The organism is Stenotrophomonas sp. STK17_22 (genome assembly GCF_051983905.1).
In the GTDB taxonomy this organism is placed as follows: domain Bacteria; phylum Pseudomonadota; class Gammaproteobacteria; order Xanthomonadales; family Xanthomonadaceae; genus Stenotrophomonas; species Stenotrophomonas maltophilia_A.
The window spans coordinates 889,004-912,746 of sequence record NZ_CP197010.1 but is presented as its reverse complement, the minus strand read 5'-3'; the positions used below and the strand labels follow the sequence as shown (position 1 = coordinate 912,746).

Here is a 23,743-nt window from a genome sequence, read left to right as displayed (position 1 = left end):
ATCACGTACCGGCCAACGGCCGGCACCTACCTCGATGGAAGACGTACCGGCCGGAGCCGGTACCGCCTGCATCAGCCCAGCAGGTGGGCGACGCCGGCGCGCTCTTCTTCCAGCTCGGCCAGGGTCTTGTCGATGTACTTCTGGCTGAAGTCGTCGATCGGCAGATCCTTGACCAGGGTGTACTTGCCGTTCTCGGTGGTCACCGCGAAACCGAAGATCACGCCTTCCGGAATGCCATAGGAACCGTCGGACGGCACGCCCATGGTGACCCACTTGCCGTTGCTGCCCAGCACCCAGTCACGCACGTGGTCGATGGCTGCGTTGGCGGCCGAAGCAGCCGAGGACGAGCCACGGGCTTCGATGATCGCCGCGCCGCGCTTGCCGACGGTCGGGATGAAGGTGTTGGCGTTCCACTCCTGGTCGTTGATCGCATCGGCGATCGACGCACCATCGGCGGTGGCGAAACGGTAGTCCGGGTACATGGTCGGGCTGTGGTTGCCCCACACGACCAGCTTCTCCATGCCACCGACCGGCTTGCCGAGCTTGGTCGACAGCTGGCTCAGCGCGCGGTTGTGGTCCAGGCGCAGCATGGCGGTGAAGTTCTCCGGCTTCAGGTCCGGGGCCGACTTCATCGCGATGTAGGCGTTGGTGTTGGCCGGGTTACCGACCACCAGCACCTTCACGTCACGGCTGGCGACCTTGTTCAGCGCCGCGCCCTGGGCGGTGAAGATCTTGGCGTTTTCCAGCAGCAGGTCCTTGCGCTCCATGCCCGGGCCACGCGGACGCGCGCCGACCAGCAGGGCGATGTCGGCGTCCTTGAACGCGACTTCGGCATCATCGGTGCCGACCATGCCGGCCAGCAGCGGGAAGGCGCAGTCTTCCAGCTCCATCATCACGCCCTTCAGGGCGGCCTGGGCCTTGTCGACCGGCAGTTCCAGCAGCTGCAGGATGACCGGCTGGTCCTTGCCCAGCATTTCGCCGGAGGCGATGCGGAACAGCAGGGCATAACCGATCTGGCCGGCGGCGCCGGTCACGGCAACACGAACGGGTGCTTTCATGGGGGTTTCCTCTTGCTTGCAAGCGTTTGATGGGACGCCGCGGGCGTGGCCACGCAGGCCTGGCGGGCGGCGGGGAACAGGGAAACGGCCACCCGAGGGTGGCCGTTTCGAAGGGGGATCAGGCGGCGAGGTGCTTGTTCCACTCCGCGACGCGCTCGGCCTGGGCGGCCAGCACGGCGTCGACGTCGCCTTCCAGGGTGATCGAATGGATCACGTCGCCCTGCTTGACCGAATCAACGATGGCCTGGCCTTCCAGGACCTTGCCGAAGACGGTGTGGCGGCCGTCCAGCCAGTCGGTCTTGATGTGGGTGATGAAGAACTGGCTGCCGTTGGTGTTCGGGCCGGCGTTGGCCATCGACAGCGAGCCGACCTCGTGCTTCACGCCATTCTTCTCGTCTTCGAACTTGTAGCCCGGGCCGCCGGTGCCACGACCCTGCGGGCAGCCGCCCTGGATCATGAAGTCGGCGATCACGCGGTGGAAGATCAGGCCGTCATAGAAACCGTGCTTGACCAGGTTCACGAAGTTGGCCACGGTCAGCGGCGCCTTGTCGGCGAACAGCTCGACCTTGATCGGGCCCTGGGTGGTGTCGAAAGTGGCGATGAGGGACATGAAGATCCTTGATGCAGATGGGGAACGCGTCTAGCCACCTAGTTTACACCTGCCTCGTGGCGGCGGCGGCTTCGACCATGGGCGCAGATCCGGGCTTCAGCCACGGGACGGGGTGCCCCGCGGTGTAGGCCAGGCGGCCTCGACCGGCGCCACGGCCCCCAGCTGAATGGGCCCCATGACGGGTGTGAAATCCACCTTTTCGCGAATCGTCAAGTTCGACGTATAATGTTGGACTTCTTTTTCCAAATCCGGCGCCGACTGGCCCCCTTTCGTATGTCCATCGAAAATCTTCGCAACATCGCCATCGTCGCCCACGTCGACCATGGCAAGACCACCCTGGTCGACCAGCTGCTGAAGCAGTCCGGCACCCTGTCCGAGCGCACCGTCCTCGCCGAGCGCGTGATGGACAGCAACGACCAGGAAAAGGAACGCGGCATCACCATCCTGGCCAAGAACACCGCCATCACCTGGGAAGACAAGAAGACCGGCATCAAGAACCGGATCAACATCGTCGACACCCCCGGCCACGCCGACTTCGGTGGTGAGGTCGAGCGCGTGCTGTCGATGGTCGACACCGTGCTGATCCTGGTCGATGCGATGGACGGCCCGATGCCGCAGACCCGCTTCGTGACCCAGAAGGCCTTCGCGATGGGCTTCAAGCCGATCGTCGTGGTCAACAAGGTCGACCGTCCGGGCGCCCGTCCGGAATGGGTGATCGACCAGGTCTTCGACCTGTTCGACAAGCTCGGCGCCACCAACGAGCAGCTGGACTTCCCGATCGTCTACGCCTCGGGCCTGAACGGCTACGCCGGCCTGGAAGACACCGTGCGCGATGGCGACATGACCCCGCTGTACGAAGCGATCATGCAGCACGCGCCGCGTCCGGAAGTGGACCCGGAAGGCCCGTTCCAGATGCGCATCAGCCAGCTGGACTACAACAACTTCGTGGGCGTGATCGGCATCGGCCGCATCCAGCGCGGCACCCTGAAGAAGAACATGCAGGTCGCGGTCATCGACCGTGAAGGCAAGAAGCGCAACGGCAAGGTGCTGCAGGTGCTGGGCTTCATGGGCCTGGAGCGCATCGAGCAGGATTCGGCCGAGGCCGGCGACATCGTGGCCATCTCCGGCATCCAGGAGCTGACCATCTCCGACACCATCTGCGCACCGGACTTCCCGGAAGCGCTGCCGGCGCTGACCGTCGACGAGCCGACCATCTCGATGACCTTCCAGGTCAACAACTCGCCGTTCGCCGGCAACAAGGACCTGTCCGGTGGCAAGTTCCTGACCAGCCGCCAGATCAAGGACCGCCTGGACCGTGAAAAGGTCCACAACGTGGCGCTGAAGGTCGAGCAGCTGGAAGACGCCGACAAGTTCCTGGTTTCCGGCCGTGGCGAACTGCACCTGTCGGTGCTGATCGAGAACATGCGTCGCGAGGGCTACGAGCTGGCCGTGTCGCGCCCGGAAGTGATCATCAAGGAAATCGACGGCCAGATGATGGAGCCGATCGAGCAGCTGGTGGTGGACATCGAAGAAATCCACCAGGGCGGCGTGATGGAAAAGCTGGGCACCCGCAAGGGCCAGCTGAAGAACATGGAATCGGACGGCAAGGGCCGCGTGCGCCTGGAATACTCGATCCCGGCCCGTGGTCTGATCGGTTTCCAGAACGAGTTCAAGACCCTGACCCAGGGTTCGGGCCTGCTGTTCCACGTGTTCGACCACTACGGTCCGAAGGAACAGGGCGCGATCGCCAAGCGCATCAACGGCGTGATGATCGCCAATGCGCCGGGCACCACGCCGGCCTACTCGCTGGGCCCGCTGCAGGAGCGCGGCAAGCTGTTCGCTGCTGAAGGCGACAACGTGTATGAAGGTCAGCTGGTCGGCATCCACTCCAAGGACAACGACCTGACCGTCAACGCGATCAAGACCAAGCCGCTGACCAACATGCGCGCTTCGGGCAAGGACGATGCGATCCAGCTGACCCCGGCGATCAAGTACTCGCTGGAACAGGCCCTGGACTTCATCGAAGACGACGAGCTGGTCGAGATCACCCCGAAGGAGATCCGTCTGCGCAAGAAGTTCCTGACCGAAAGCGACCGCAAGAAGGCTTCGCGCGGCGGCTGAGCCAGCACCCCGTGAACCTGAGCGGCTACAACCCGGATCCACACCGGCATCCGGGTCTCCATGTCATCGCCCTGCTCGAAGCGAGCAAGGCGATGCTGGCGCTGTTGGCCGCCACCGGGCTGGAAGTGCTCGGACCGCAGCCGCTACGGCACGGCATCATGGCCCTGATCCGGCGTTTCAGCCTGGATCCGGACCATGGCACCCTGCCCTCGCTGCTGCACATGATCAGCCCCGACGCGGTCCACCTGGCCGCGGCGGGGATGATCGGCTACGGCCTGCTGCACCTGGTCGAAGCCTGGGGCCTGTGGCGGGCCAAGGCCTGGGCCTCCTGGCTGGGCTGCCTGACCGCCGCCCTGTACCTGCCTTTCGACATCTTCGCGATCATCCGCCACCCCGGCTGGCCGTCGTGGACGATCCTGGCGATCAACCTGATCGTGGTCTACGTGCTCGCCCGCGACCTGCGCAAGCGCCACCGCTGAGCACCGGCTACACTGGGGATTGGAGCCGACCAAGCCGCCCCATGCGCCCGTCCTTGCCGCCTCTGCTGACCTGCCTGCTCGCCGCGCTGCCGGCGCTGCTTTCGGCTGGCTGCAGCCCGGCCACGCCCAGCGCGCATGCGGCCGAACCTGCGAGCCGCAACGTGCCGTTCCCGTACGCCGAAACCGATGTTGCCGACCTGCAGGCGCGGATGACCGCCGGGGAACTGGACAGCACCACCCTGACCCAGGCCTACCTGCAGCGCATCGCCGCGCTGGACCGCACCGGGCCGCGCCTGCGCGCGGTGATCGAGCTCAACCCCGATGCCCTGAAGGAAGCCGCCGCGCGCGACCGCGAACGCCGTGGCGGCCGCCTGCGCGGCCCGCTGCATGGCATCCCGCTGCTGTTGAAGGACAACATCAACGCCGCGCCGATGGCCACCAGTGCGGGTTCGCTGGCCCTGCAGGGCTTCCGTCCGGACGATGCCTACCTGGTGCGCCGGCTGCGCGACGCCGGTGCGGTGGTGCTGGGCAAGACCAACCTCAGCGAATGGGCCAACTTCCGCGGCAATGATTCGATCTCCGGCTGGAGCGCGCGTGGCGGCCAGACCCGCAACCCCTATCGCATCAGCCATTCGCCGTGTGGTTCCAGCAGCGGCAGCGCGGTGGCCGTGGCCGCCAACCTGGCCAGCGTGGCGATCGGCACCGAAACCGACGGCAGCATCGTCTGCCCGGCGGCGATCAACGGCGTGGTCGGCCTGAAGCCGACGGTCGGCCTGGTCAGCCGCGACGGCATCATCCCGATCTCCTTCAGCCAGGACACTGCCGGGCCGATGGCACGCAGCGTCGCCGACGCTGCCGCCGTGCTGACCGCGATCGCCGGCCGCGACGATGCCGATCCGGCCACCGCGACCATGCCCGGCCGTGCGGTCTACGACTACACCGCGCGACTGGACCCGCAGGGCCTGCGCGGCAAGCGCATCGGCCTGCTGCAGACACCGCTGCTGAAGTACCGTGGCATGCCGCCACTGATCGAACAGGCGGCGACCGAGCTGCGCCGCGCCGGCGCCGTGGTGGTGCCGGTGGAGCTGCCCAACCAGGGCGCCTGGGCCGAGGCCGAGCGCACGCTGCTGCTGTACGAATTCAAGGCCGGGCTGGAGCGCTATTTCAGCACCCACCGCGCACCATTGCGCAGCCTGGCCGAACTGATCGCCTTCAACCAGGCGCACAGCAAGCAGGAAATGGGCCTGTTCGGCCAGGAGCTGCTGGTGGAGGCCGATGCCACCGCCGGCCTGGCCGACCCCGCCTATATCCGCGCCCGCAGCGATGCGCGCCGGCTGGCCGGCCCGGAAGGCATCGATGCTGCCCTCGCCGCCCACCAGCTCGATGCGCTGGTGGCGCCGACCACCGGCGTGGCATGGCCGATCCGCAGCGAAGGCGACGACTTCCCCGGTGAAAGCTACAGCGCCGCCGCCGTGGCCGGCTATCCCAGCCTCACCGTGCCGATGGGGCAGATCGATGGTCTGCCGGTCGGTCTGCTGTTCATGGGCACCGCCTGGAGCGAGCCGAAGCTGATCGAGATGGCCTACGCCTATGAGCAGCGCACGCGCGCGCGGCGACCACCGCACTTCGATACCGACGCACTGATCGACGCTGGCGAGCCGTGATCCGGTAGTGCCGGCCGCTGGCCGGCAGATCCGGCGTTGCCGGCCAGCGGCCGGCGCTACCGTCCGGGTTCCGGCTCCACCGGCACGATCGCCGCCTCACCATCTTCAGCACCCGGCGAACGCACATCCGCGGTGCGTGCACGTGGACCGCGCGGCATATCCAGCTCATCTTCGTGTTGCAGCCGCGCACGCACCTGCGGCAGCGACTGCGGATGCTCGCTCGCGAGGAAATCGAGCATGCGCTCGCGCACCAGGCAACGCAGATCGAAGGCATCGCCCGAGCTGCGCGCGCTGACCAGCAGGCGCACCTGGATTGCACGCTCGCTGGTCTCGGTCACCTGGGTCACGCAGACCCGGCCATCCCACAGCGCTTCGCCACGGCAGATGCGTTCCAGCTCAGCGCGGATCGCGGCAATCGGCGCACGGTAGTCCAACCACAGGAACGCGGTGCCGAGCAGGTCGGCGCTACGCCGCGTCCAGTTCTGGAACGGGTTTTCGATGAACCAGGTCAGCGGCACCACCATCCGTCGCTCATCCCAGATACGGACCACGACGTAGCTGCTGCCGATCTCCTCGATACGGCCCCACTCGCCCTCGACGATCACCACGTCATCCAGCCGGATCGGCTGCGTCACCGCAATCTGCAGGCCAGCGATCAGGTTGCCGAACACCGGCTTGGCCGCGATACCCGCCACCAGGCCGATCAGGCCTGCCGATGCCAACAGCGCGGTGCCGATCTTCTGCACCATCGGGAAGGTCAACAGCACCAGCGATGCGCCGAGCACGATGATGCCGCCCATCAGCACGCGGCTGAGCACCCGCGTCTGGGTCTGGATGCGGCGCGCTTCCAGATTGTCGGCGACATCGATGGGATGACTGCGCAGGATCGCGCGCTCGCCCGCCGCCACCGCGCGTACCAGCAACCAGATGAAGCACGCGGTCAGCGCGATGTGCAGCACATGCTGCAGGTTGCCCAGCACTGGATCCTGCAGCGGCGTGGCCTGCAATGCGGGGATCAACAACAGCAGCGGCCATGCGGTGGCCAGTGGCAACCCGAGCACGCGACCGATGCGTGCGCGCCGGCGATCACGCCCTTTCAATCGATGGTAGATCCAGAGGATCAGCCACGCGCCGATACCGCCCACTACTGCTGCCAATCCCAACGGCCATGCGTAGGCCTGTGCGATTTGCCAGTGCACCGTTGCCACCTCCACTCGAACAGCCAAGCGGACAGCCTCGCGCATGACGCATGAGTGTCACGTCAGTCGTTCGTAAGAAGGGTGTTGGTCGGCAGGGCTTGCAGCCCTGCACCTGCTGCGAGCCGAAGCAACAGCAACAGCAACAGCCGAAGCAGAAGCGGGTTTCCTGTGGGGTGGCGGGGCGGGTCCGGTTGCGGGGGACGCTGCAAGTCCCCCTCCGGGGCCCGGCCCAGCCGCCGGCGGCTGTGCGTTCGGGCGCTTGCGAAGCAGTGCTTCGCAAGCAAAGCGCCCTCACCCATGTAAGCTCGGTCGCCGCATCCATGCGGCTCACGCCCCCGCAACCGGACCCACCCCGCCTTCGACAGTCTTCTGCGATCTGTCGGCATTTCTGTAGAGCCGAGCCATGCTCGGCTCAAATCTCACAGATATCGAAATATTCGATTTCCATAGTGATTCATCCACGCATGGCGTGGATTACCGTGTCGACCAAGGTCGACACCTACCAACAGCCGCCGGAATCTGTCAGAGGCGGGGCGGTGTCGGAGTGCGGGGTGTCAGCCGCATGGATGCGGCTGCCAAGCCTACATGGACGTACTTGCGGCGTCCCCGCACTCCGACACCACCCCGCCAACCCACGGAATGCCCGCTGTTGACGTTGACGTTGACTGCAGCAGGTGCAGGGCTGCAAGCCCTGCCGAAACCCCCTTACCGCACTTGTTCCTGCTTGCGCACGATCGCCATCGCGATCTCCAGCGACTGCTCGTAATTCAACCGCGGGTCCACCGTTGAGCGATACGCACGCTCCAGGTCACGCTCGGTCAGTTCGCGCGCACCACCGGTGCATTCGGTCACGTCCTCGCCGGTCAGCTCCAGGTGCACGCCACCCAGGCGCGTGCCCGCGGCCGCATGCAGATCAAACGACATCTCCACTTCGCCACGCACGTTGTCGAAGCGACGCGTCTTGAAGCCATTGGCAGTGCTTTCGGTGTTGCCATGCATCGCATCGCACACCCACAGCACGCGGCGGCCATCACGCTTGACGGCATCCAGCAGCGGCGGCAGCTTCTCGGCGATCTGCGCCGCACCCATGCGGTGGATGAAGCTCAGTCGACCCGGTTCGTCGTGCGGGTTGAGCACATCGATCAGGCGCAGCAGCTGGTCCGGCGTCACCGACGGGCCGACCTTGATCGCAATCGGATTGCGCACGCCACGCAGGTATTCCACGTGCGCGCCATCGAGCGCAGCCGTGCGCATGCCGATCCACGGGTAATGCGTGCTCAGGTTCAACCAGCCCTGCTGGCGCGGCACCTGGCGGGTCAGCGCCTGCTCGTAGGGCAGCAGCAGTGCTTCATGCGAGGTGTAGAAGTCGATGCGGTTCAGGTTGTGCACGCGGGCCCCGGCCAGGGTCTCCATGAAGTGCACCGCATCGCCGATCGAGGCCACCATCTTCTGGTACTCGGCCGCCAGCGGCGAGTGGCTTACCCACTCCAGGTTCCAGTATTCGGGGTGGTGCAGGTCGGCGAAACCACCGTCGATCAGCGCACGCACGAAGTTCATCGTCATCGCCGAATGCGCGTGGGCCTGCAGCATCCGCTTCGGGTCCGGCAGACGCGCTGCTTCAGTGAAAGCGGGGGCGTTGATCACATCGCCGCGGTAGCTCGGCAGGGTCACGCCGTCGCGGGTCTCGGTATCGGCCGAACGCGGCTTGGCGTACTGGCCGGCAAAGCGGCCCACGCGGATCACCGGCTGGCGCAGGCCGTGCACCAGCACCAGGCTCATCTGCAACAGTACCTTCAGCCGGTTGGAGATGGTGCCCGATTCGCAGTCGCTGAAGTTCTCGGCGCAGTCGCCGCCCTGCAGCAGGAAGCGCTTGCCTTCCTGGGCCTCGGCCAGCTGCTGCTTCAGCGCCAGGATCTCCCATGAGGTGACCAGCGGTGGCAGCCGCTTCAGCTCGTGCAGGGCCGCCTCCAGGGCTACCGGGTCGGGATAGGTCGGCATCTGCAGCGCGGTCTTGCCCCGCCAGCTCTCCGGCGACCAGGCAGCGCCGGCGGCGGTCGCGGCGGGATCGGGCACGGGCGGAACGGCGGACAGGCTCATTGCAGACTTCCGGGATGGGGGGCGGTCATGGTCGCAGAGCCGGCCGCTGACGCAAAGGGCCGGTCCGGCCTACCGGTTCGCCTGAACGGCAGAGAAAGGCCGACGCCAGCGGCCAGATCCTGCATGGTCAGCCGCTCGGGACAGGCGCATGATTTGTTACGGAGTAACACTTCAATGTCATGGACCGGCCCCTTCCACATCCAGCCGCCACCTCTCCCACCATGAAGCCCTCGCCCCTCGCTACCGGCATCACCTTCGCCCTGGCCCTGGCCAGCCTGCCCGCCTTCGCCTCGGCAGCCGACGCCCCCGCTTCGTCCGTCAAGGATCTGGATGCGGTCACCGTCCACGCCCAGCTCGACCAGGCCCGCAACACGCTGTCGCCGGACATCGGCAGCAGCCAGTACCAGATCACCGCCGAGGACATCCAGAAGCAGCCGCTGGGTGCCTCCGCGCCACTCAGCCAGGTACTGCTGCAGGCCCCTGGCGTGGTCCAGGACTCCTATGGCGGCGTGCATGTGCGTGGCGACCACGCCAACCTGCAGTACCGCATCAACGGCGTGCTGCTGCCCGAATCGATCTCCGGCTTCGGCCAGACCCTGGACGCGCGCACCATCAAGAGCATCCGCCTGATGGACGGCGCACTGCCGGCGCAGTTCGGCGAGCGCACCGCAGCGGTGGTCGACATCACCACCCGCAACGGTGCCGAGCTGGGCAATGGCGGCAGCGCGGGGCTGACCACCGGCTCGTTCGGCAAGATCAATCCGAACGCCTCCTGGTGGGGCAACCAGGGGCGCTGGAGCTGGTTCCTGACCGGCAACTACGACCAGCATGAGGTCGGCCTGGAGAACCCCACCAACTCGCGCAAGCCGCTGCACGACGATACTCACCAGGGAAAGGCCTTCGCCGACCTCACCTACCTGGTCAACAACAACACCCGCGTGAGTGTGTTCGCCGGTTTCGCCAACAACCGCTTCCAGATCCCAGTCAACCCGGGCCAGACGCCACAGTTCGGATATCTGGACACCACCACCTTCGACTCCAGCCAGCTGGATGAGACCCAGCGCGAGACCACCCGCTTCGGCATGCTGGTGCTGCAGGGCACGCTGGGCAGCACCGCGTACCAGCTATCGGCCGGACAGCGCTACAGCGACGTGGCGTTCAACCCGGACGTGGTGGGCGACCTGGTGTTCAGCGGCGTCGCCTCGCAGGTCCAGCGCAGCAACCGCGCCAACACCCTGCAGGCCGACTTCTCAACGCCGTTGGGCAACGACCACACGCTGCGCTATGGCCTGTACGGCAATTACGAGAACGCGCGGGCGAGCAGCAACAGCTGGGTGTTCCCGGCTGATGACGGCGGCCAGCAGTCCGGCACGACACCGCTGCTGATCCCCGACCGCAGCGCGTTCCACGCCAGTACGCTGGCACTGTACGTACAGGACGAGTGGAAGATCGGCGACGACTGGACCGTGAACTACGGCCTGCGTGGCGACCGCTACAAGGCCTTCGGCCGCACCGAAGGCCAGCTCAGCCCGCGCGTGGGCGTGGTCTGGAATGCCAGCGACAGCACCACCGTGCACGCCGGCTATTCGCGCTACTTCACGCCACCGGCCAGCGAGTTGATTGCCAGCAGCGACATCGCGCTGTACGACGGCACCACCAACCAGCAGCCCAGCGGCGGCAACAACACGCCGCTGGCCGAGCGCAGCGACTACTACGACATCGGCGTCTCGCAGCAACTGGGCGAGCACCTGACCCTGGGCCTGGACGCGTATGACCGACGCGTCGCACGCCTGCAGGACGAAGGCCAGTTCGGCGCTGCCTACATCTATTCGACCTTCAACTACCGCCGTGGCCACATCCGCGGCCTGGAGTTCAGCGCCGACTACAGCAACGGTCCGTTCAGCGCCTACTTCAACGCCGCGCTGAACAAGGCCATCGGTACCGACGTCATCACCAGCCAGTACAACCTCGACCCGGAAGCGCTGGCCTATGTGGCCAACCACTGGATCCACCTCGACCACGACCAGAAGCTGACGTCATCGGGTGGTCTCAGCTACGCCTTCGCCGGACACAACCGGATCGGCGCCAACTACGTGTTCGGTAGCGGCCTGCGTTCGGACATCGAGGGCGTACCCAACGGCGGCGAGCTGCCGTCGTACCTGCAGGTGAACCTCAGCGCCGGGCACGATTTCAATGCCGACAGCGGCCATCCGCTGCACGTGCAACTGGCCGTGATCAACGCATTGGATCGCAGCTACCAGCTGCGCGATGGCGGCGGTGTTGGCGTGTTCGCGCCGCAGTGGGGGCCGCGCCGTGGCGCCTACCTGAGCCTGCAGCAGGACTTCTGAGGTAGTGCCGGCCGCTGGCCGGCATCCTCACGGTGTGCCGGCCAGCGGCCGGCACTACCCTGCGTCAACGATTGGGGTCAGGGCCCTTTGCGATGCCAAGGGACCCGACCCCGTTTCGCTTTCAGCGCTTGACCTTGCCCAGCGACACCACCAGCGCCCAGAACGCCAGCAGCACGAACCACACGCCCGACCACATCGGCATGGTCAGGCCCAGGAACGTCCAGTCGATATTGCCGCAGTTGCCGGTACCGGTCAGCACCGTGCGGAACACTTCCAGCGGCCCCATGGTCTCGCGCAGGAAGCTCAGCGGCGGGCCGCAGGTCGCCCCCATCTCCGGTGGCAGCATCTGCACGTAGACGTGGCGCGCAGCGATGCCTACGCCGACCGCGGCGGCAATGAAGGCGAGCACGCCGTAGGTTGCCCGGCCAGGACGGTTGGAGGGCCCGTGCAGTGCACCGATCAGGAACAGCAGGCCCAGCGCGGCGAACGCCAGCCGCTGGAAGATGCACAGCGGGCACGGCTCCAGGCCCATCTTCAGCTGCAGGAAGATCGCGTAGCCCAGCAGGCCGGCGCAGATCAGGAAGCCCAGGAAGAACTGGGCGCGGAAGGGCCAGCGCAGTGGATTCATCGTCAACGCTCGAATGGATCAGGCGCCAAGCGTAACCGAGAGTGCATGCCATTCGAACCGCCACAGGTGACGCCTGTCGGAACGGTGCAGGTCAGATCCCTTTGCGAATGCAAAGGGCTCTGGCCTGCGGTGCTGCACGCTCGGGGTCAGAGCCCTTTCCTGCGGAAAGGGATCCGAGCCCTGGAAACGCAAAAGCCCGGCAGAGGCCGGGCTTTTGCTGTGTCGCATTGGAGCGGTCCGATTACTCGGCCACTTCCTCGGCCACGACCGGACGGTCAACCAGCTCGACGTAGGCCATCGGCGCGTTGTCGCCAGCGCGGAAGCCGCACTTCAGCAGGCGCAGGTAGCCGCCCGGACGGTTCGCGTAGCGCGGGCCCAGGATGGTGAACAGGTTGCCCACGGCTTCGTTGTCGCGCAGGCGGGCGAAGGCCAGACGGCGGTTGGCGACGGAGTCGACCTTGGCCAGGGTGATCAGCGGCTCGGCAACGCGGCGCAGTTCCTTGGCCTTCGGCAGGGTGGTCTTGATCAGCTCGTGCTTGAACAGCGAGGCGGCCATGTTCTTGAACATCGCTTCGCGGTGGGCGCTGGTGCGGCTGAACTTACGGCCAGACTTCTGGTGACGCATGGTGATATTCCTTGGTTAATGATGTGGCTGTGTGGATCGTTGTCGCCATCCTGGCGTTGCTGCGCGGACTGCGGTTGGTCCTGGCCACCCGTCCTGGGCGACCTGCCGCGCGAACCTGGGGTTCGTCATGGCATGGTGTGTTGCGTTGAAGGCCCCACCGCGAACGGTGGAGCCTTCAGGCATTACCGATATCAGCCCAGCATGCCGTGGCTGGCGACACCGGCCGGCGGCCAGTTCTCCAGCTTCATGCCGAGCGACAGGCCGCGCTGAGCCAGCACTTCCTTGATCTCGGTGAGCGACTTCTTGCCCAGGTTCGGGGTCTTCAGCAGCTCCACTTCGGTCTTCTGGATCAGATCGCCGATGTAGTAGATGCTTTCAGCCTTCAGGCAGTTGGCCGAACGCACGGTCAGCTCCAGATCGTCGATCGGGCGCAGCAGCACCGGATCCACGCCGTTGTTCGCCGGCTTGGCTGCACCGCGGTCGCGGTGGGTGAAGTCGCCGAACACCGACAGCTGGTCGCTGAGGATGTCGGCGGCGGTGCGCACGGCTTCCTCGGCGTCGATGGTGCCGTTGGTCTCGATATCGATGACCAGCTTGTCCAGGTCGGTACGCTGTTCGACGCGGGCCGCTTCCACGGCATAGGCGACGCGGCGGACCGGCGAGAACGAGGCATCCAGGACCAGACGGCCGATGGCACGGGTTTCTTCGTCCGGACGACGACGCGCGGCAGCCGGCTGGTAGCCGAAACCACGTTCGATCTTCAGACGCATGTTGATCGCCGTATCCTTGGTCAGGTGGCAGATCACGTGTTCGCCGTTCAGGATCTCCACATTGTGGTCGACCTTGATGTCGGCAGCGGTGACAACGCCCGGGCCCTGCTTGGACAGGGACAGGGTGGCGCTGTCGCCGGAGTGCATACGGATGGCCACGTCCTTGAGGTTCAGCAGGACTTCGAGCACGTCCTCCTGCAGACCTTCGACCGTGGTGTACTCATGCAACACGCCGTCGATTTCGACTTCCGTGATGGCGAAGCCCGGGATGGACGACAGCAGCACGCGACGCAGGGCATTACCCAGCGTATGCCCGTAACCCCGCTCCAAAGGTTCGATAACGACCTTTGCACGGGTGTCGGTAAGGCGTTCGATCTGCGGACCGCGAGGACGCAGAACCTGGTTGGCGGTAACCGTCATGTTGCGGGTTCTCCTAGTGAACCCCCGGCCGTCGCCGGGGGCTCTCCAATGTGAATTACTTCGAATACAGCTCGACGATCAGCGCTTCGTTGATGTCCGCAGGCAGATCCGAACGATCCGGAACAGCCTTGAAGATGCCGGTGAACTTCCCGGAATCCACTTCAACCCACGACGGGCTCAGGTCATGCTGGGCGGCGACGGTCAGGGCTTCCTGGACGCGCAGCTGCTTGGCAGCCTTTTCAGACAGAGCGATGGCGTCGCCAGCCTTGACCTGGTACGAAGCCAGGTTGACCGACTTGCCATTCACGGTGACGCCGCGGTGCGACACCAGCTGACGGGCAGCCGGACGGGTCACGGCGAAGCCCATGCGGTAGACGACGTTGTCCAGGCGGGTTTCCAGCAGCTGCAGCAGGTTCTCGCCGGTGTTGCCCTTCTTGGTCGAGGCCTTCTTGTAGTAGTTGCGGAACTGACGCTCCAGCAGGCCGTAGATACGCTTGACCTTCTGCTTTTCACGCAGCTGGGTGGCGTAGTCGGACAGCTTGCCCTTGCGGGCAGTGGCGCCGTGCTGGCCGGGCTTCTGCTCCAGCTTGCACTTCGAGTCCAGCGCACGCGCCGGGCTCTTCAGGGACAGGTCGGCGCCTTCGCGACGGGCGAGCTTACAGGTAGGACCGATATAACGAGCCATTTCTTATCGCTCCCTTTAGACGCGACGCTTCTTCGGCGGACGGCACCCGTTGTGCGGGATAGGCGTCACGTCGATGATGTTGGTGATCTTGTAGCCGACGTTGTTCAACGAACGCACGGCCGACTCACGGCCCGGACCCGGGCCCTTGATGCGGACTTCCAGCGACTTCACGCCGTAGTCCAGCGCAGCACGACCGGCCTTTTCAGCCGCCACCTGGGCAGCGAACGGGGTCGACTTGCGCGAACCGCGGAAGCCAGCGCCACCGGAGGTCGCCCACGACAGAGCGTTGCCCTGGCGGTCGGTGATGGTGACGATGGTGTTGTTGAACGAAGCGTGGACGTGGGCAACGCCGTCGGTGACGACGCGCTTGATCTTCTTCTTGGTCTTAGCAGCGGGCTTAGCCATTTCTCAGTCCCTTACTTCTTGATCGCCTTGCGCGGACCCTTGCGGGTGCGGGCGTTGGTACGGGTGCGCTGGCCACGCAGCGGGAGGCCACGGCGGTGACGCAGGCCGCGGTAGCAGCCCAGGTCCATCAGGCGCTTGATCGCGATGCCGATCTCACGGCGCAGATCGCCTTCCACGATGTACTTGCCGACTTCGGCGCGCAGGCGCTCGATTTCCGGCTCCGACAGATCGCGGATCTTGGTGGTCGAAGCAACGCCTGCGACTTCGCAGACCTTCTTCGAACGGGTACGGCCGATGCCGTAAATGCTTTGCAACCCGACCCAGACATGCTTCTGGGCTGGCAGGTTGACGCCTGCAATACGCGCCATGACGCGGTTCTCCAGCTGAGTGATGGCCGACAGCGCGCCTCGGGCACGCCAATCCGGCAGGATGGATCAAAAAAGTGAACTAGCGATACTAACAAGGTTCCGGTTTACATGGAAGCCCGTGAAACCATTGGTTTCATGAACCCGGCCTGGGGAGTGTGCCCAGGCTCCGGCGCCGGATGGGGTTGGACCTGGGGTTTCCCCCGGGGCCGCCCGCGCTACTCCAGCGCGGGACCACCTCATCACACCCCCACCCGGAACCGCTGCGGGGACCGCCCTTCGTTTGTGTGGCCGGAGTCCGCGAAGCGGAGGGACCATCACGTCAGGAAGACGAAAGTATAACAGGCCAATCAGCCGCGGGCAAAACCGCCGCGGTTGCCGCCCTTCAGGTTGGCCTTCTTCAGCAGGCTCTCGTACTGGTGGGACATCAGGTGCGCCTGCACCTGGGCGATGAAGTCCATCACCACCACCACCACGATCAGCAGCGAAGTACCACCGAAGTAGAACGAGGCGTTCAGCTGCGTGCGCATCAGTTCCGGCAGCAGGCAGACGATCACCAGGTAGGCCGAGCCGGCTGCGGTCAGGCGGGTCAGCACGCCATCGATGTAATCGGCGGTGGCCTTGCCCGGACGGATGCCCGGAATCAGCGCGCCCGACTTCTTCAGGTTGTCGGCGGTTTCCTGCGAGTTGAACACCAGCGCGGTATAGAAGAACGCGAAACCGGTGATCAGCGCAGCGAACACGATCATGTGCAGCGGCTCGCCCGGGCCGAGAGCATTGGCCACCTTCTGCAGGACCTGGCCGAAGCTGCTCTGGTTGGCAGCCTGGCCGGACCACATGGCCAGGGTGGCCGGGAACGCCAGCAGGCTCGAGGCGAAGATCGCCGGGATGACGCCGGCCATGTTGAGCTTCAGCGGCAGGAACGAGGTCTGGTTCATGTACGCGTTGCGACCGCCCTGGCGGCGCGCGTAGTTGACCGTGATCCGGCGCTGGCCACGCTCGACGAACACCACGAAGAAGGTGAAGGCGAGCACGACGATGGCGATCAGCAGCAGCTGGATGAACTGGATGTTGCCGTCGCGGTAGGCGTCGAAGGTGTGGATGATCGCACCCGGCAGGCCAGCGACGATACCGGCGAAGATGATCAGCGACACGCCGTTGCCGATGCCGCGTTCGGTGACCTGCTCACCGACCCACATCAGGAACATGGTGCCGGCGGTCAGCGCGACCACGGCGGTGAGCACGAAGCCCATGCCCGGCGCATACACGACCGGAGCGCCCGACGGCGAGACCTGGCCCTGCAGGGCCAGTGCGATCGAGCCGCCCTGCACCACTGCCAGCAGCACGGCGCCGATGCGCGAATACTGGGTGATCTTGCGGCGGCCGGACTCACCTTCCTTCTGCATCGCCTTCAGGGCGGGGAAGATGTGCACGGCCAGCTGCATCACGATCGATGCCGAAATGTACGGCATCACGTTCAGCGCGAAGATGCTGAAACGGTGCAGGGCGCCGCCCGAGAACATGTTGAACATGTCCACGATGCCGCCGCCCTGCTGTTGCATCATGGCAAGCATGGCATCGGGATTGACGCCCGGCACCGGCACGTAGCAGCCGATGCGATAGACGATCAAAGCCCCGACGACGAACAGCAAACGTTGGCGAAGTTCAGTGAACTTGCCCATTCCGCCCGCGAGGTTACCGATGCCAGCTTGCGCCATGATTTTCTTACTCCGTTACGCTGCCGCCGGCAGCTTCGATCGCAGCCTTGGCACCCGCCGTGGCAGCGATACCCTTCAGGGTGAACGCCTTGGTCACTTCGCCCTTGACGACGACCTTGGCCTTCTTTGCAGTGCTCGGGACCAGCTTGGCAGCACGCAGGGCGGCGAAGTCGATCTCACCGGCCGGCAGCTTGTCCAGCGCGTACAGCAGCACTTCAGCGGTGTCCTTGGCGATCGGCGAACGGAAGCCGATCTTCGGCAGACGACGCTGCATGGGGGTCTGGCCGCCTTCGAAGCCAGCCTTGATCTTGCCGCCACCCTTGCGGGCGAACGAACCCTTGTGGCCGCGGCCGGCAGTCTTGCCCAGGCCCGAGCCGATACCGCGACCGACGCGGGTACGCTCGGTGCGGGCGCCCGGTGCCGGGCTCAGTTCATTGAGACGCAGAGTCATGGTCGATTACTCCTCAACCTGGACGAGGTACTGAACCTTGTTGATCAGGCCGCGCACCTGCGGGCTGTCCTTCAGTTCACGCACATCGTTGAGCTTGTTCAGGCCCAGGGCACGCACCGACAGGCGGTGACGCGACTGGGTGCCACGCAGGCCACGCACCAGGCGGACCTTGACAGTCTTGTTGGACTCATTAGCCATGGTTGAGTTCCTCCACCTTCTTGCCGCGCTTGGCCGCGATGCGGGCCGGCGACTGCGCAGCAGACAGGCCCTTCACGGTGGCACGCACCAGGTTGATCGGGTTGCGCGAACCGGTGGCCTTGGCCAGCACGTTCTTCACGCCAACCGCTTCCAGCACGGCGCGCATGGCACCGCCGGCGATGACGCCGGTACCTTCCGAAGCCGGCTGCATGAACACGCGGGCTGCGCCGTGACCATCCTTGATGGTGTGCCACAGGGTGCCGTTGTTCAGGTCAACACTGACCAGGTTCTTGCGGGCCTGTTCCATCGACTTCTGGATGGCGACCGGCACTTCGCGGGCCTTGCCATAACCGAAACCGACCTTGCCTTCGCCGTCGCCGACAACGGTCAGGGCGGTGAAGGTGAACTGGCGGCCACCCTTGACGGTCTTGCTGACGCGGTTGACCGCGACCAGCTTTTCGATCATGCCGTCGTCGATCTTCTCTTCGCGGTTACGGTCGCGATCGCGACCCCGCTGCTGACGCTCTTCTGCCATGTTGATTCCTTGGTTGTTTGGGTATGTACGGCTCGAAGCCGCTTATGGTTGTGGCGTGACGCGGCGTTCCGGTGGGCCGCTGCAGAAGAGCGGCGCCGTCCAGCCTCACTCAGGCTGGCGAGCAGGCAGGCAGGAGGCCAATGGCCCCCTGCCCTTGTCCCTTAGAACTGCAGGCCGGCTTCGCGGGCGGCTTCTGCCAGGGCCTTGATGCGGCCGTGGTAGCGGTAGCCCGAACGATCGAAGGCAACCTTCTCGACGCCGGCGGCCTTGGCGCGCTCGGCGACGATGCGGCCAACCTTGGCGGCGGCATCGGCGTTCTTGCCGTTCTTCAGGCCTTCCATGACGTCGGTCTGGGTGGTGTTGGCGGCAGCCAGCACCTTGGAACCGTCGGCGGTGAAGACCTGGGCGTACAGGTGCTGGCCGGTGCGCAGCACCGACAGGCGGGCGACGCCGAGCTCACGGATGTGGGCGCGGGTCGACTTGGCGCGACGCAGGCGGGCGATGTTCTTGTTCATTTTGATTATTCCTTGAAAGCTGAAGGAAGAGCTTTTCCCTGAGAAGTCCGCACAGGGATGTGCGGGCTCTTGCGAGGGACTCGCGCTTATGCCTTCTTGGCTTCCTTACGGATGATGACTTCGTCGGAGTACTTCACGCCCTTGCCCTTGTACGGCTCCGGCTTGCGGAACGCACGGATCTTGGCGGCAACTTCACCGACGACCTGCTTGTCAGCGCCCTGGACCAGAATCTCGGTCTGGGTCGGGGTCGACAGGGTGATGCCTTCCGGCGCCACGAACACGACCGGGTGCGAGAAGCCCAGCGACAGGCTCAGGTCCTTGCCCTGCATGGCAGCGCGGTAACCCACGCCGACCAGCTCCAGCTTGCGCTCGAAGCCTTCGGACACGCCCTTGACCATGTTGGACAGGATCGCACGCACGGTACCGGTCAGTGCGACCAGGTCGGCGTTCTCGGTGCTCAGGGTGGCAACGCCGTTGTCGACGTTGATGGCAATACCGGCCGGCTTGGCCAGCGACAGGGTGCCCTTCGGGCCCTTGGCGGTGACGCTGTCCGACTGGACGTTCAGTTCAACCTTACCCAGGTCGATCGGCTTCTTGGCTACGCGGGACATAGTTCTACTCCTTTCGCCTTAGGCCACGAAGCACAGGACTTCGCCGCCGACGCCCAGCTGGCGCGCCTGCGCATCAGTCATGATGCCCTTGGAGGTGGAAATAATGGAGATACCCAGGCCGTTCATGACCTTCGGCAGCTCGCTCTTGCCGCGGTACTGGCGCAGGCCCGAACGCGAGAAGCGCTTCAGGGTCGCGATGACCGGCTTGCCTTCGAAATACTTCAGCACGATTTCCAGCTCGGACTTGTTGTTTTCCAGCTGGGTCACGCGCAGGTCGGTGATGTAACCCTCGTCCTTCAGGACCTGGGCAATCGCAACCTTGATCTTGGACGACGGGGCTTTCACCGTCTGCTTGCCAACCGCGGCCGCATTCTTGATGCGGACCAGCAGGTCGGCGATGGGATCAGTCATGCTCATATGAGTACCTTTGAGTGCACCGATATCCGCTTTCGCGAAAATCTGTTGTCTCCTGGAAACGGGCCAGGTCCCTTGTTGCAGCGGGCCGGAAGCCCACTCCTACAACCCCGTCTGCACAGGGCAAGACGCGGGAGTATACGCCAAAAGAGCCCGGCTTGCGCCGGGCTCTTCGGTTTTTTTGCGTCGGGAAAGCTGAATGCCTCCCCTGCCCGGTTCAGGAACCCCCGAAGGGGCTCCTGATCGCAGGGCCGGCTGGGATTACCAGCTGGCCTTGCGCAGACCCGGGACGTCGCCACGCATGGTGGCTTCACGCAGCTTGTTACGGCCCAGGCCGAACTTGCTGTAGACGCCACGCGGACGACCCGACAGCTCGCAACGGTTGCGCTGGCGGCTCGGCGACGAATCGCGCGGCAGCTTGGCCAGCTTGGTTGCGGCGTCGATCTTCTCTTCGTAGGTCGCGTCCACGGAGGACACGATCTTCTTCAGAGCTGCACGCTTTTCAGCGTACTTCTTTGCCAGCTTTTCCCGCTTGATGTCGCGGTTGACCATGGAGGTCTTTGCCATTTCGGTTTCCTCGACAGATCAGTTACGGAACGGGAACTTGAACGCTGCCAGCAGCGCCTTCGCTTCCGCGTCGGTCTTCGCAGTGGTGGTGATGGCGATATCCATACCGCGGATCGCGTCGACAGCGTCGAAGTCGATTTCCGGGAAGATGATCTGCTCCTTCACACCCATGTTGAAGTTGCCGCGGCCGTCGAAGGAACGACCGGAAACACCACGGAAGTCGCGCACGCGCGGCAGCGAGATGTTGATCAGGCGATCCAGGAACTCGTACATCTTGTGGCGACGCAGCGTGGTCTTGCAGCCGATCGGCCAACCATCGCGGATCTTGAACGACGCAACCGACACACGCGACTTGGTGACAACCGGCTTCTGGCCGGAAATCTTGGTCATGTCGCCGACGGCGTTTTCCAGGATCTTCTTGTTGGTGGCCGCTTCGCCGACACCCATGTTCAGGGTGACCTTGACCAGCTTCGGCACTTCCATCGGATTGGTGTAGCCGAACTGCTTCATCAGCGCCGGCACCACTTCGTCCTTGTAGAACTTTTCGAGACGGGAACTCATCTTCTCATTCCTCAGGCGTCGAGCGCCTCACCGCTGGAGCGGAACACACGCAGTTTGCGTCCATCCTCCAGCACCTTGAAGCCAACGCGTTCGCCCTTGCCCGAAGCCGGGTTCAGAACATTCACGTTGGAGATATGGATCGAAGCTTCGCGCTCGACCACGCCGCCGGCAACACCTGCCTGCGGGTTCGGCTTGGTGTGGCGCTTGACGATGTTCACGTTGGCGACGACCACACGGTCGCCGTCGACGCGGACGACTTCGCCCTGCTTGCCCTTGTCCTTGCCAGCGTTGACGACAACCTGGTCGCCCTTCTTGATACGGTTAGCCATGATTATCTCCTGTCGCTCACAGCACTTCGGGAGCGAGCGAGACGATCTTCATGAACTTCTCCGAACGAAGTTCACGGGTCACCGGCCCGAAGATACGGGTACCGATCGGCTCCTGCTTGCTGTTCAGCAGAACGGCAGCGTTGCCGTCGAAGCGGATCAGCGAGCCGTCGGCGCGACGCACACCCTTGCGGGTACGCACCACGACGGCGTCATACACTTCACCCTTCTTGACCTTGCCGCGCGGAATCGCATCCTTCACGGTGACCTTGATGATGTCGCCGATGCCGGCGTAACGGCGCTTGGAACCACCCAGCACCTTGAAGCACATCACCTGCTTGGCACCCGAATTGTCCGCGACGTCAAGGTAGCTCTGCATCTGGATCATGATTCAGCTCCTTATTCAGCCGCGCGCGTGATGACTTCCACCACGCGCCAGTTCTTGGTCTTGGACATCGGAGCAATCTCGGTCACGCGGACGACATCGCCTTCCTTGCAGGCGTTGTCGGCATCGTGGGCGTGCAGCTTCGTCGAGCGCTTGATGTACTTGCCGTACAGCGCGTGCTTGACCTGACGCTCAACCAGGACGGTAACCGTCTTGTCCATCTTGTTGCTGACGACACGGCCTTCGACCGTGCGCAGCGTCTTCTTTTCAGTATTGTCGCTCATAGCGGCCATCCTTACTTCGTGCTGCCGAGCAGGGTCTTGACGCGAGCAATCTCGCGGCGGACCCGGCGAATGTCGTGGGTCTTCGGCAGCTGGCCGGTGACCTGCTGCATACGGACAGAGAACTGTTCCTTACGCAGGTCGATCAGGTGGGCCTTGAGTTCGTCAGCCGACTTTTCACGGAGAGTTTTGATATCCATCAGCGCACCGTACGGGTCACGAAAGTGGTGGTGACCGAGAGCTTGGCGGCGGCCAGGCGGAACGCCTCGCGAGCCACTTCCTCGGAAACACCCTCGATTTCATAGATCATGCGGCCGGGCTGGATCTGGGCCACCCAGTATTCCACGTTGCCCTTACCAGAACCCATTCGGACTTCGATGGGCTTCTTGGTGATGGGCTTGTCGGGGAACACGCGGATCCACATCTTGCCGCCGCGCTTGACGTAGCGGCTGATCGAGCGGCGGGCCGCTTCGATCTGACGCGCGGTCAGCTGACCGTGTGCGGTTGCCTTCAGGCCGTATTCGCCGAAGCTGACAGCGTTGGCGCTCCAGCTCAGGCCATCGTTACGGCCCTTGTGTACCTTGCGGTACTTGGTTCGCTTGGGTTGCAACATTGTCGTTACCTCGCTTCACGGGCCGGGCGCTGACGGTCACCACGGTCGCCGCGATCGTGACGATCGTTGCGCGACGGGGTGTCGTCCTGCTTTTCCTGGCCAACCTGGGAGAAATCGAAGACCTCGCCCTTGTAGATCCAGACCTTGATGCCGATGATGCCGTAGGTCGTCTTGGCTTCAGCGAAGCCATAGTCGATGTCGGCACGCAGGGTGTGCAGCGGCACGCGGCCTTCGCGGTACCACTCCGAACGGGCGATTTCTGCACCGTTGAGGCGGCCACCGACGTTGACCTTGATGCCCAGGGCACCCAGGCGCATCGCGTTGCCGACCGAGCGCTTCATTGCACGGCGGAACATGATGCGACGCTCCAGCTGCTGGGCGATCGACTCGGCAACGAGCTGCGCGTCCAGTTCCGGCTTGCGCACTTCGGTGACGTTGATGTGCGCCGGGACGCCCATCATCTCGCTCACTTCCTTGCGCAGCTTCTCGATGTCCTCACCGCGCTTGCCGATCACCACGCCCGGACGGGCGGTGTGGATCGTCACGCGAGCGGTCTTGGCCGGACGCTCGATCAGGATCTTGCTGATGCCGGCCTGAGCCAGCTTCTTGCGCAGCATTTCGCGCACTTTCAGGTCGGCTGCCAGGTAACCAGCGAACTCGGCCTTGTTGGCGTACCACTTGGAGTTCCAGTCCTTGGAAATGCCGAGGCGGATACCAATCGGATGAACTTTATGACCCATGGTCTTTTCCTTATCCGCTTACTTGGCGGCGCCCACAACCACAGTGATGTGGCTGGTGCGCTTGAGGATGCGGGTACCGCGGCCTTTCGCCCGCGCCATGAAACGCTTCAGGGTCGGACCTTCATCAACCATGATGGTCTGAACCTTCAGCTCGTCGACGTCGGCGCCCTGGTTGTTCTCGGCGTTGGCAATTGCCGACTCCACCACCTTCTTGATCAGGTGGGCAGCCTTCTTGTCCGAGAACTTCAGCAGGTTGACCGCACGTTCGGCCGGCAGACCGCGCACCTGGTCAGCGACCAGACGAGCCTTCTGCGGGGAGATGCGCGCAGTGCGCAGGATGGCTTTCGCTTCCAT

At 64.6% G+C, this 23,743-nt stretch carries 30 protein-coding genes; 4 read left to right on the top strand and 26 right to left on the bottom strand.

What is annotated here, in order from left to right; all coding sequences use genetic code 11:
* Positions 1-71: 71 nt before the first annotated feature.
* Positions 72-1,058, bottom strand: coding sequence for a malate dehydrogenase (locus tag ACSYS9_RS04140; protein ID WP_004153634.1), 987 nt, complete (start codon positions 1,056-1,058; stop codon positions 72-74).
* Positions 1,059-1,176: 118 nt separating this feature from the next.
* The gene (locus ACSYS9_RS04135; RefSeq protein WP_004153629.1) at positions 1,177-1,668 is read right to left on the bottom strand and encodes a peptidylprolyl isomerase; all 492 of its coding nucleotides are present in this window, start codon (positions 1,666-1,668) and stop codon (positions 1,177-1,179) included.
* 273 nt (positions 1,669-1,941) lie between these two features.
* On the opposite strand from ACSYS9_RS04135, the gene typA reads away from it, so the two are divergent.
* The 3 genes from typA to ACSYS9_RS04120 are packed head-to-tail and all read left to right on the top strand — an operon-like array spanning position 1,942 to position 5,932.
* Positions 1,942-3,789 carry a translational GTPase TypA gene (gene typA / locus ACSYS9_RS04130; protein ID WP_010483969.1) on the top strand — a complete coding sequence of 616 codons (1,848 nt, stop codon included), beginning with the start codon at positions 1,942-1,944 and terminating at the stop codon, positions 3,787-3,789.
* Between the two features lie 11 nt (positions 3,790-3,800).
* Positions 3,801-4,268 carry a DUF2127 domain-containing protein gene (locus ACSYS9_RS04125; protein WP_049422416.1) on the top strand — a complete coding sequence of 156 codons (468 nt, stop codon included), beginning with the start codon at positions 3,801-3,803 and terminating at the stop codon, positions 4,266-4,268.
* Positions 4,269-4,309: 41 nt separating this feature from the next.
* Positions 4,310-5,932 (top strand): amidase, encoded by a 1,623-nt coding sequence (locus ACSYS9_RS04120; RefSeq protein WP_071229495.1) that lies wholly within the window; start codon positions 4,310-4,312, stop codon positions 5,930-5,932.
* 56 nt (positions 5,933-5,988) lie between these two features.
* Here ACSYS9_RS04120 and ACSYS9_RS04115 read toward each other — a convergent pair whose 3' ends face one another.
* Positions 5,989-7,176 (bottom strand): mechanosensitive ion channel family protein, encoded by a 1,188-nt coding sequence (locus tag ACSYS9_RS04115; protein WP_343124123.1) that lies wholly within the window; start codon positions 7,174-7,176, stop codon positions 5,989-5,991.
* Positions 7,177-7,836: 660 nt separating this feature from the next.
* On the bottom strand, positions 7,837-9,228 hold the full coding sequence (locus ACSYS9_RS04110) for a class II 3-deoxy-7-phosphoheptulonate synthase (RefSeq protein ID WP_012479239.1): 1,392 nt from the start codon (positions 9,226-9,228) through the stop codon (positions 7,837-7,839).
* Positions 9,229-9,449: 221 nt separating this feature from the next.
* Here ACSYS9_RS04110 and ACSYS9_RS04105 point away from each other — a divergent pair, with 221 nt between their 5' ends.
* Entirely contained in the window at positions 9,450-11,576 is a 2,127-nt protein-coding gene (locus ACSYS9_RS04105) for a TonB-dependent receptor (RefSeq protein WP_071229496.1), read from the top strand.
* Positions 11,577-11,697: 121 nt separating this feature from the next.
* On the opposite strand, the gene ACSYS9_RS04100 is transcribed toward ACSYS9_RS04105, so the two are convergent.
* The 22 genes from ACSYS9_RS04100 to rplV all read right to left on the bottom strand — a co-directional run bounded on the left by ACSYS9_RS04100 (position 11,698) and on the right by rplV (position 23,743).
* Positions 11,698-12,204, bottom strand: coding sequence for a disulfide bond formation protein B (locus tag ACSYS9_RS04100; protein WP_071229497.1), 507 nt, complete (start codon positions 12,202-12,204; stop codon positions 11,698-11,700).
* Between the two features lie 241 nt (positions 12,205-12,445).
* Positions 12,446-12,829 (bottom strand): 50S ribosomal protein L17, encoded by a 384-nt coding sequence (gene rplQ / locus ACSYS9_RS04095; protein WP_005408217.1) that lies wholly within the window; start codon positions 12,827-12,829, stop codon positions 12,446-12,448.
* Between the two features lie 191 nt (positions 12,830-13,020).
* Positions 13,021-14,019 (bottom strand): DNA-directed RNA polymerase subunit alpha, encoded by a 999-nt coding sequence (locus ACSYS9_RS04090; protein ID WP_010483975.1) that lies wholly within the window; start codon positions 14,017-14,019, stop codon positions 13,021-13,023.
* A gap of 55 nt (positions 14,020-14,074) precedes the next feature.
* A complete protein-coding gene (gene rpsD, locus ACSYS9_RS04085) occupies positions 14,075-14,704 on the bottom strand; it encodes a 30S ribosomal protein S4 (protein ID WP_004145446.1) in 630 nt (209 codons plus the stop codon).
* A 15-nt stretch (positions 14,705-14,719) separates the two neighbouring features.
* Entirely contained in the window at positions 14,720-15,109 is a 390-nt protein-coding gene (gene rpsK, locus ACSYS9_RS04080; protein ID WP_004145443.1) for a 30S ribosomal protein S11, read from the bottom strand.
* 11 nt (positions 15,110-15,120) lie between these two features.
* A complete protein-coding gene (gene rpsM / locus ACSYS9_RS04075) occupies positions 15,121-15,477 on the bottom strand; it encodes a 30S ribosomal protein S13 (RefSeq protein WP_004154500.1) in 357 nt (118 codons plus the stop codon).
* A 347-nt stretch (positions 15,478-15,824) separates the two neighbouring features.
* On the bottom strand, positions 15,825-17,192 hold the full coding sequence (gene secY, locus ACSYS9_RS04070; protein ID WP_005408215.1) for a preprotein translocase subunit SecY: 1,368 nt from the start codon (positions 17,190-17,192) through the stop codon (positions 15,825-15,827).
* A gap of 7 nt (positions 17,193-17,199) precedes the next feature.
* The gene (gene rplO, locus ACSYS9_RS04065; RefSeq protein WP_004154498.1) at positions 17,200-17,643 is read right to left on the bottom strand and encodes a 50S ribosomal protein L15; all 444 of its coding nucleotides are present in this window, start codon (positions 17,641-17,643) and stop codon (positions 17,200-17,202) included.
* A gap of 6 nt (positions 17,644-17,649) precedes the next feature.
* Positions 17,650-17,841, bottom strand: coding sequence for a 50S ribosomal protein L30 (gene rpmD, locus ACSYS9_RS04060; RefSeq protein WP_005408214.1), 192 nt, complete (start codon positions 17,839-17,841; stop codon positions 17,650-17,652).
* The gene (rpsE, locus tag ACSYS9_RS04055; protein ID WP_005408213.1) at positions 17,834-18,376 is read right to left on the bottom strand and encodes a 30S ribosomal protein S5; all 543 of its coding nucleotides are present in this window, start codon (positions 18,374-18,376) and stop codon (positions 17,834-17,836) included. Before rpsE ends, rpmD begins: the two co-directional genes overlap by 8 nt.
* A gap of 161 nt (positions 18,377-18,537) precedes the next feature.
* Positions 18,538-18,897 carry a 50S ribosomal protein L18 gene (gene rplR / locus ACSYS9_RS04050; protein ID WP_024957318.1) on the bottom strand — a complete coding sequence of 120 codons (360 nt, stop codon included), beginning with the start codon at positions 18,895-18,897 and terminating at the stop codon, positions 18,538-18,540.
* Positions 18,898-18,977: 80 nt separating this feature from the next.
* The gene (gene rplF, locus ACSYS9_RS04045; protein WP_005408211.1) at positions 18,978-19,502 is read right to left on the bottom strand and encodes a 50S ribosomal protein L6; all 525 of its coding nucleotides are present in this window, start codon (positions 19,500-19,502) and stop codon (positions 18,978-18,980) included.
* An 18-nt stretch (positions 19,503-19,520) separates the two neighbouring features.
* On the bottom strand, positions 19,521-19,919 hold the full coding sequence (rpsH, locus tag ACSYS9_RS04040; RefSeq protein ID WP_005408210.1) for a 30S ribosomal protein S8: 399 nt from the start codon (positions 19,917-19,919) through the stop codon (positions 19,521-19,523).
* A gap of 258 nt (positions 19,920-20,177) precedes the next feature.
* Complete coding sequence (gene rpsN, locus ACSYS9_RS04035; protein ID WP_005408209.1) at positions 20,178-20,483, bottom strand: 30S ribosomal protein S14; 306 nt, start codon at positions 20,481-20,483, stop codon at positions 20,178-20,180.
* Between the two features lie 18 nt (positions 20,484-20,501).
* Complete coding sequence (gene rplE, locus ACSYS9_RS04030; protein WP_004154491.1) at positions 20,502-21,044, bottom strand: 50S ribosomal protein L5; 543 nt, start codon at positions 21,042-21,044, stop codon at positions 20,502-20,504.
* An 11-nt stretch (positions 21,045-21,055) separates the two neighbouring features.
* Positions 21,056-21,373 carry a 50S ribosomal protein L24 gene (gene rplX, locus ACSYS9_RS04025; RefSeq protein ID WP_004154490.1) on the bottom strand — a complete coding sequence of 106 codons (318 nt, stop codon included), beginning with the start codon at positions 21,371-21,373 and terminating at the stop codon, positions 21,056-21,058.
* 16 nt (positions 21,374-21,389) lie between these two features.
* On the bottom strand, positions 21,390-21,758 hold the full coding sequence (gene rplN / locus ACSYS9_RS04020; RefSeq protein ID WP_004145357.1) for a 50S ribosomal protein L14: 369 nt from the start codon (positions 21,756-21,758) through the stop codon (positions 21,390-21,392).
* An 11-nt stretch (positions 21,759-21,769) separates the two neighbouring features.
* Complete coding sequence (gene rpsQ, locus ACSYS9_RS04015) at positions 21,770-22,039, bottom strand: 30S ribosomal protein S17 (RefSeq protein ID WP_004154489.1); 270 nt, start codon at positions 22,037-22,039, stop codon at positions 21,770-21,772.
* A gap of 11 nt (positions 22,040-22,050) precedes the next feature.
* Complete coding sequence (gene rpmC, locus ACSYS9_RS04010) at positions 22,051-22,236, bottom strand: 50S ribosomal protein L29 (RefSeq protein ID WP_004154487.1); 186 nt, start codon at positions 22,234-22,236, stop codon at positions 22,051-22,053.
* Complete coding sequence (gene rplP, locus ACSYS9_RS04005) at positions 22,236-22,649, bottom strand: 50S ribosomal protein L16 (protein ID WP_004154486.1); 414 nt, start codon at positions 22,647-22,649, stop codon at positions 22,236-22,238. Before rplP ends, rpmC begins: the two co-directional genes overlap by 1 nt.
* A gap of 5 nt (positions 22,650-22,654) precedes the next feature.
* Complete coding sequence (gene rpsC / locus ACSYS9_RS04000) at positions 22,655-23,389, bottom strand: 30S ribosomal protein S3 (protein ID WP_004145350.1); 735 nt, start codon at positions 23,387-23,389, stop codon at positions 22,655-22,657.
* Between the two features lie 18 nt (positions 23,390-23,407).
* A complete protein-coding gene (gene rplV / locus ACSYS9_RS03995; RefSeq protein ID WP_004145348.1) occupies positions 23,408-23,743 on the bottom strand; it encodes a 50S ribosomal protein L22 in 336 nt (111 codons plus the stop codon).

What these genes read in the sequence shown, in the direction of transcription:
- rpsM (WP_004154500.1), bottom strand. Translation starts at nt 15,477, where the DNA reads ATGGCGCGTATTGCAGGCGTCAACCTGCCAGCCCAGAAGCATGTCTGG.
- ACSYS9_RS04110 (WP_012479239.1), bottom strand. Translation starts at nt 9,228, where the DNA reads ATGAGCCTGTCCGCCGTTCCGCCCGTGCCCGATCCCGCCGCGACCGCC.
- rplQ (WP_005408217.1), bottom strand. Translation starts at nt 12,829, where the DNA reads ATGCGTCACCAGAAGTCTGGCCGTAAGTTCAGCCGCACCAGCGCCCAC.
- rplV (WP_004145348.1), bottom strand. Translation starts at nt 23,743, where the DNA reads ATGGAAGCGAAAGCCATCCTGCGCACTGCGCGCATCTCCCCGCAGAAG.
- rplF (WP_005408211.1), bottom strand. Translation starts at nt 19,502, where the DNA reads ATGTCCCGCGTAGCCAAGAAGCCGATCGACCTGGGTAAGGTTGAACTG.
- ACSYS9_RS04120 (WP_071229495.1), top strand. Translation starts at nt 4,310, where the DNA reads ATGCGCCCGTCCTTGCCGCCTCTGCTGACCTGCCTGCTCGCCGCGCTG.
- rplE (WP_004154491.1), bottom strand. Translation starts at nt 21,044, where the DNA reads ATGAGTTCCCGTCTCGAAAAGTTCTACAAGGACGAAGTGGTGCCGGCG.
- rpsH (WP_005408210.1), bottom strand. Translation starts at nt 19,919, where the DNA reads ATGAGCATGACTGATCCCATCGCCGACCTGCTGGTCCGCATCAAGAAT.
- rplX (WP_004154490.1), bottom strand. Translation starts at nt 21,373, where the DNA reads ATGGCTAACCGTATCAAGAAGGGCGACCAGGTTGTCGTCAACGCTGGC.
- ACSYS9_RS04140 (WP_004153634.1), bottom strand. Translation starts at nt 1,058, where the DNA reads ATGAAAGCACCCGTTCGTGTTGCCGTGACCGGCGCCGCCGGCCAGATC.
- rpmD (WP_005408214.1), bottom strand. Translation starts at nt 17,841, where the DNA reads ATGGCTAATGAGTCCAACAAGACTGTCAAGGTCCGCCTGGTGCGTGGC.
- ACSYS9_RS04090 (WP_010483975.1), bottom strand. Translation starts at nt 14,019, where the DNA reads ATGACGGTTACCGCCAACCAGGTTCTGCGTCCTCGCGGTCCGCAGATC.
- rpmC (WP_004154487.1), bottom strand. Translation starts at nt 22,236, where the DNA reads ATGGATATCAAAACTCTCCGTGAAAAGTCGGCTGACGAACTCAAGGCC.
- typA (WP_010483969.1), top strand. Translation starts at nt 1,942, where the DNA reads ATGTCCATCGAAAATCTTCGCAACATCGCCATCGTCGCCCACGTCGAC.
- rpsK (WP_004145443.1), bottom strand. Translation starts at nt 15,109, where the DNA reads ATGGCTAAGCCCGCTGCTAAGACCAAGAAGAAGATCAAGCGCGTCGTC.
- secY (WP_005408215.1), bottom strand. Translation starts at nt 17,192, where the DNA reads ATGGCGCAAGCTGGCATCGGTAACCTCGCGGGCGGAATGGGCAAGTTC.
- ACSYS9_RS04100 (WP_071229497.1), bottom strand. Translation starts at nt 12,204, where the DNA reads ATGAATCCACTGCGCTGGCCCTTCCGCGCCCAGTTCTTCCTGGGCTTC.
- ACSYS9_RS04105 (WP_071229496.1), top strand. Translation starts at nt 9,450, where the DNA reads ATGAAGCCCTCGCCCCTCGCTACCGGCATCACCTTCGCCCTGGCCCTG.
- rpsE (WP_005408213.1), bottom strand. Translation starts at nt 18,376, where the DNA reads ATGGCAGAAGAGCGTCAGCAGCGGGGTCGCGATCGCGACCGTAACCGC.
- rpsC (WP_004145350.1), bottom strand. Translation starts at nt 23,389, where the DNA reads ATGGGTCATAAAGTTCATCCGATTGGTATCCGCCTCGGCATTTCCAAG.
- rplN (WP_004145357.1), bottom strand. Translation starts at nt 21,758, where the DNA reads ATGATCCAGATGCAGAGCTACCTTGACGTCGCGGACAATTCGGGTGCC.
- rpsN (WP_005408209.1), bottom strand. Translation starts at nt 20,483, where the DNA reads ATGGCAAAGACCTCCATGGTCAACCGCGACATCAAGCGGGAAAAGCTG.
- rpsQ (WP_004154489.1), bottom strand. Translation starts at nt 22,039, where the DNA reads ATGAGCGACAATACTGAAAAGAAGACGCTGCGCACGGTCGAAGGCCGT.
- rplP (WP_004154486.1), bottom strand. Translation starts at nt 22,649, where the DNA reads ATGTTGCAACCCAAGCGAACCAAGTACCGCAAGGTACACAAGGGCCGT.
- rpsD (WP_004145446.1), bottom strand. Translation starts at nt 14,704, where the DNA reads ATGGCTCGTTATATCGGTCCTACCTGTAAGCTCGCCCGTCGCGAAGGC.
- rplO (WP_004154498.1), bottom strand. Translation starts at nt 17,643, where the DNA reads ATGACTCTGCGTCTCAATGAACTGAGCCCGGCACCGGGCGCCCGCACC.
- ACSYS9_RS04135 (WP_004153629.1), bottom strand. Translation starts at nt 1,668, where the DNA reads ATGTCCCTCATCGCCACTTTCGACACCACCCAGGGCCCGATCAAGGTC.
- ACSYS9_RS04115 (WP_343124123.1), bottom strand. Translation starts at nt 7,176, where the DNA reads ATGCGCGAGGCTGTCCGCTTGGCTGTTCGAGTGGAGGTGGCAACGGTG.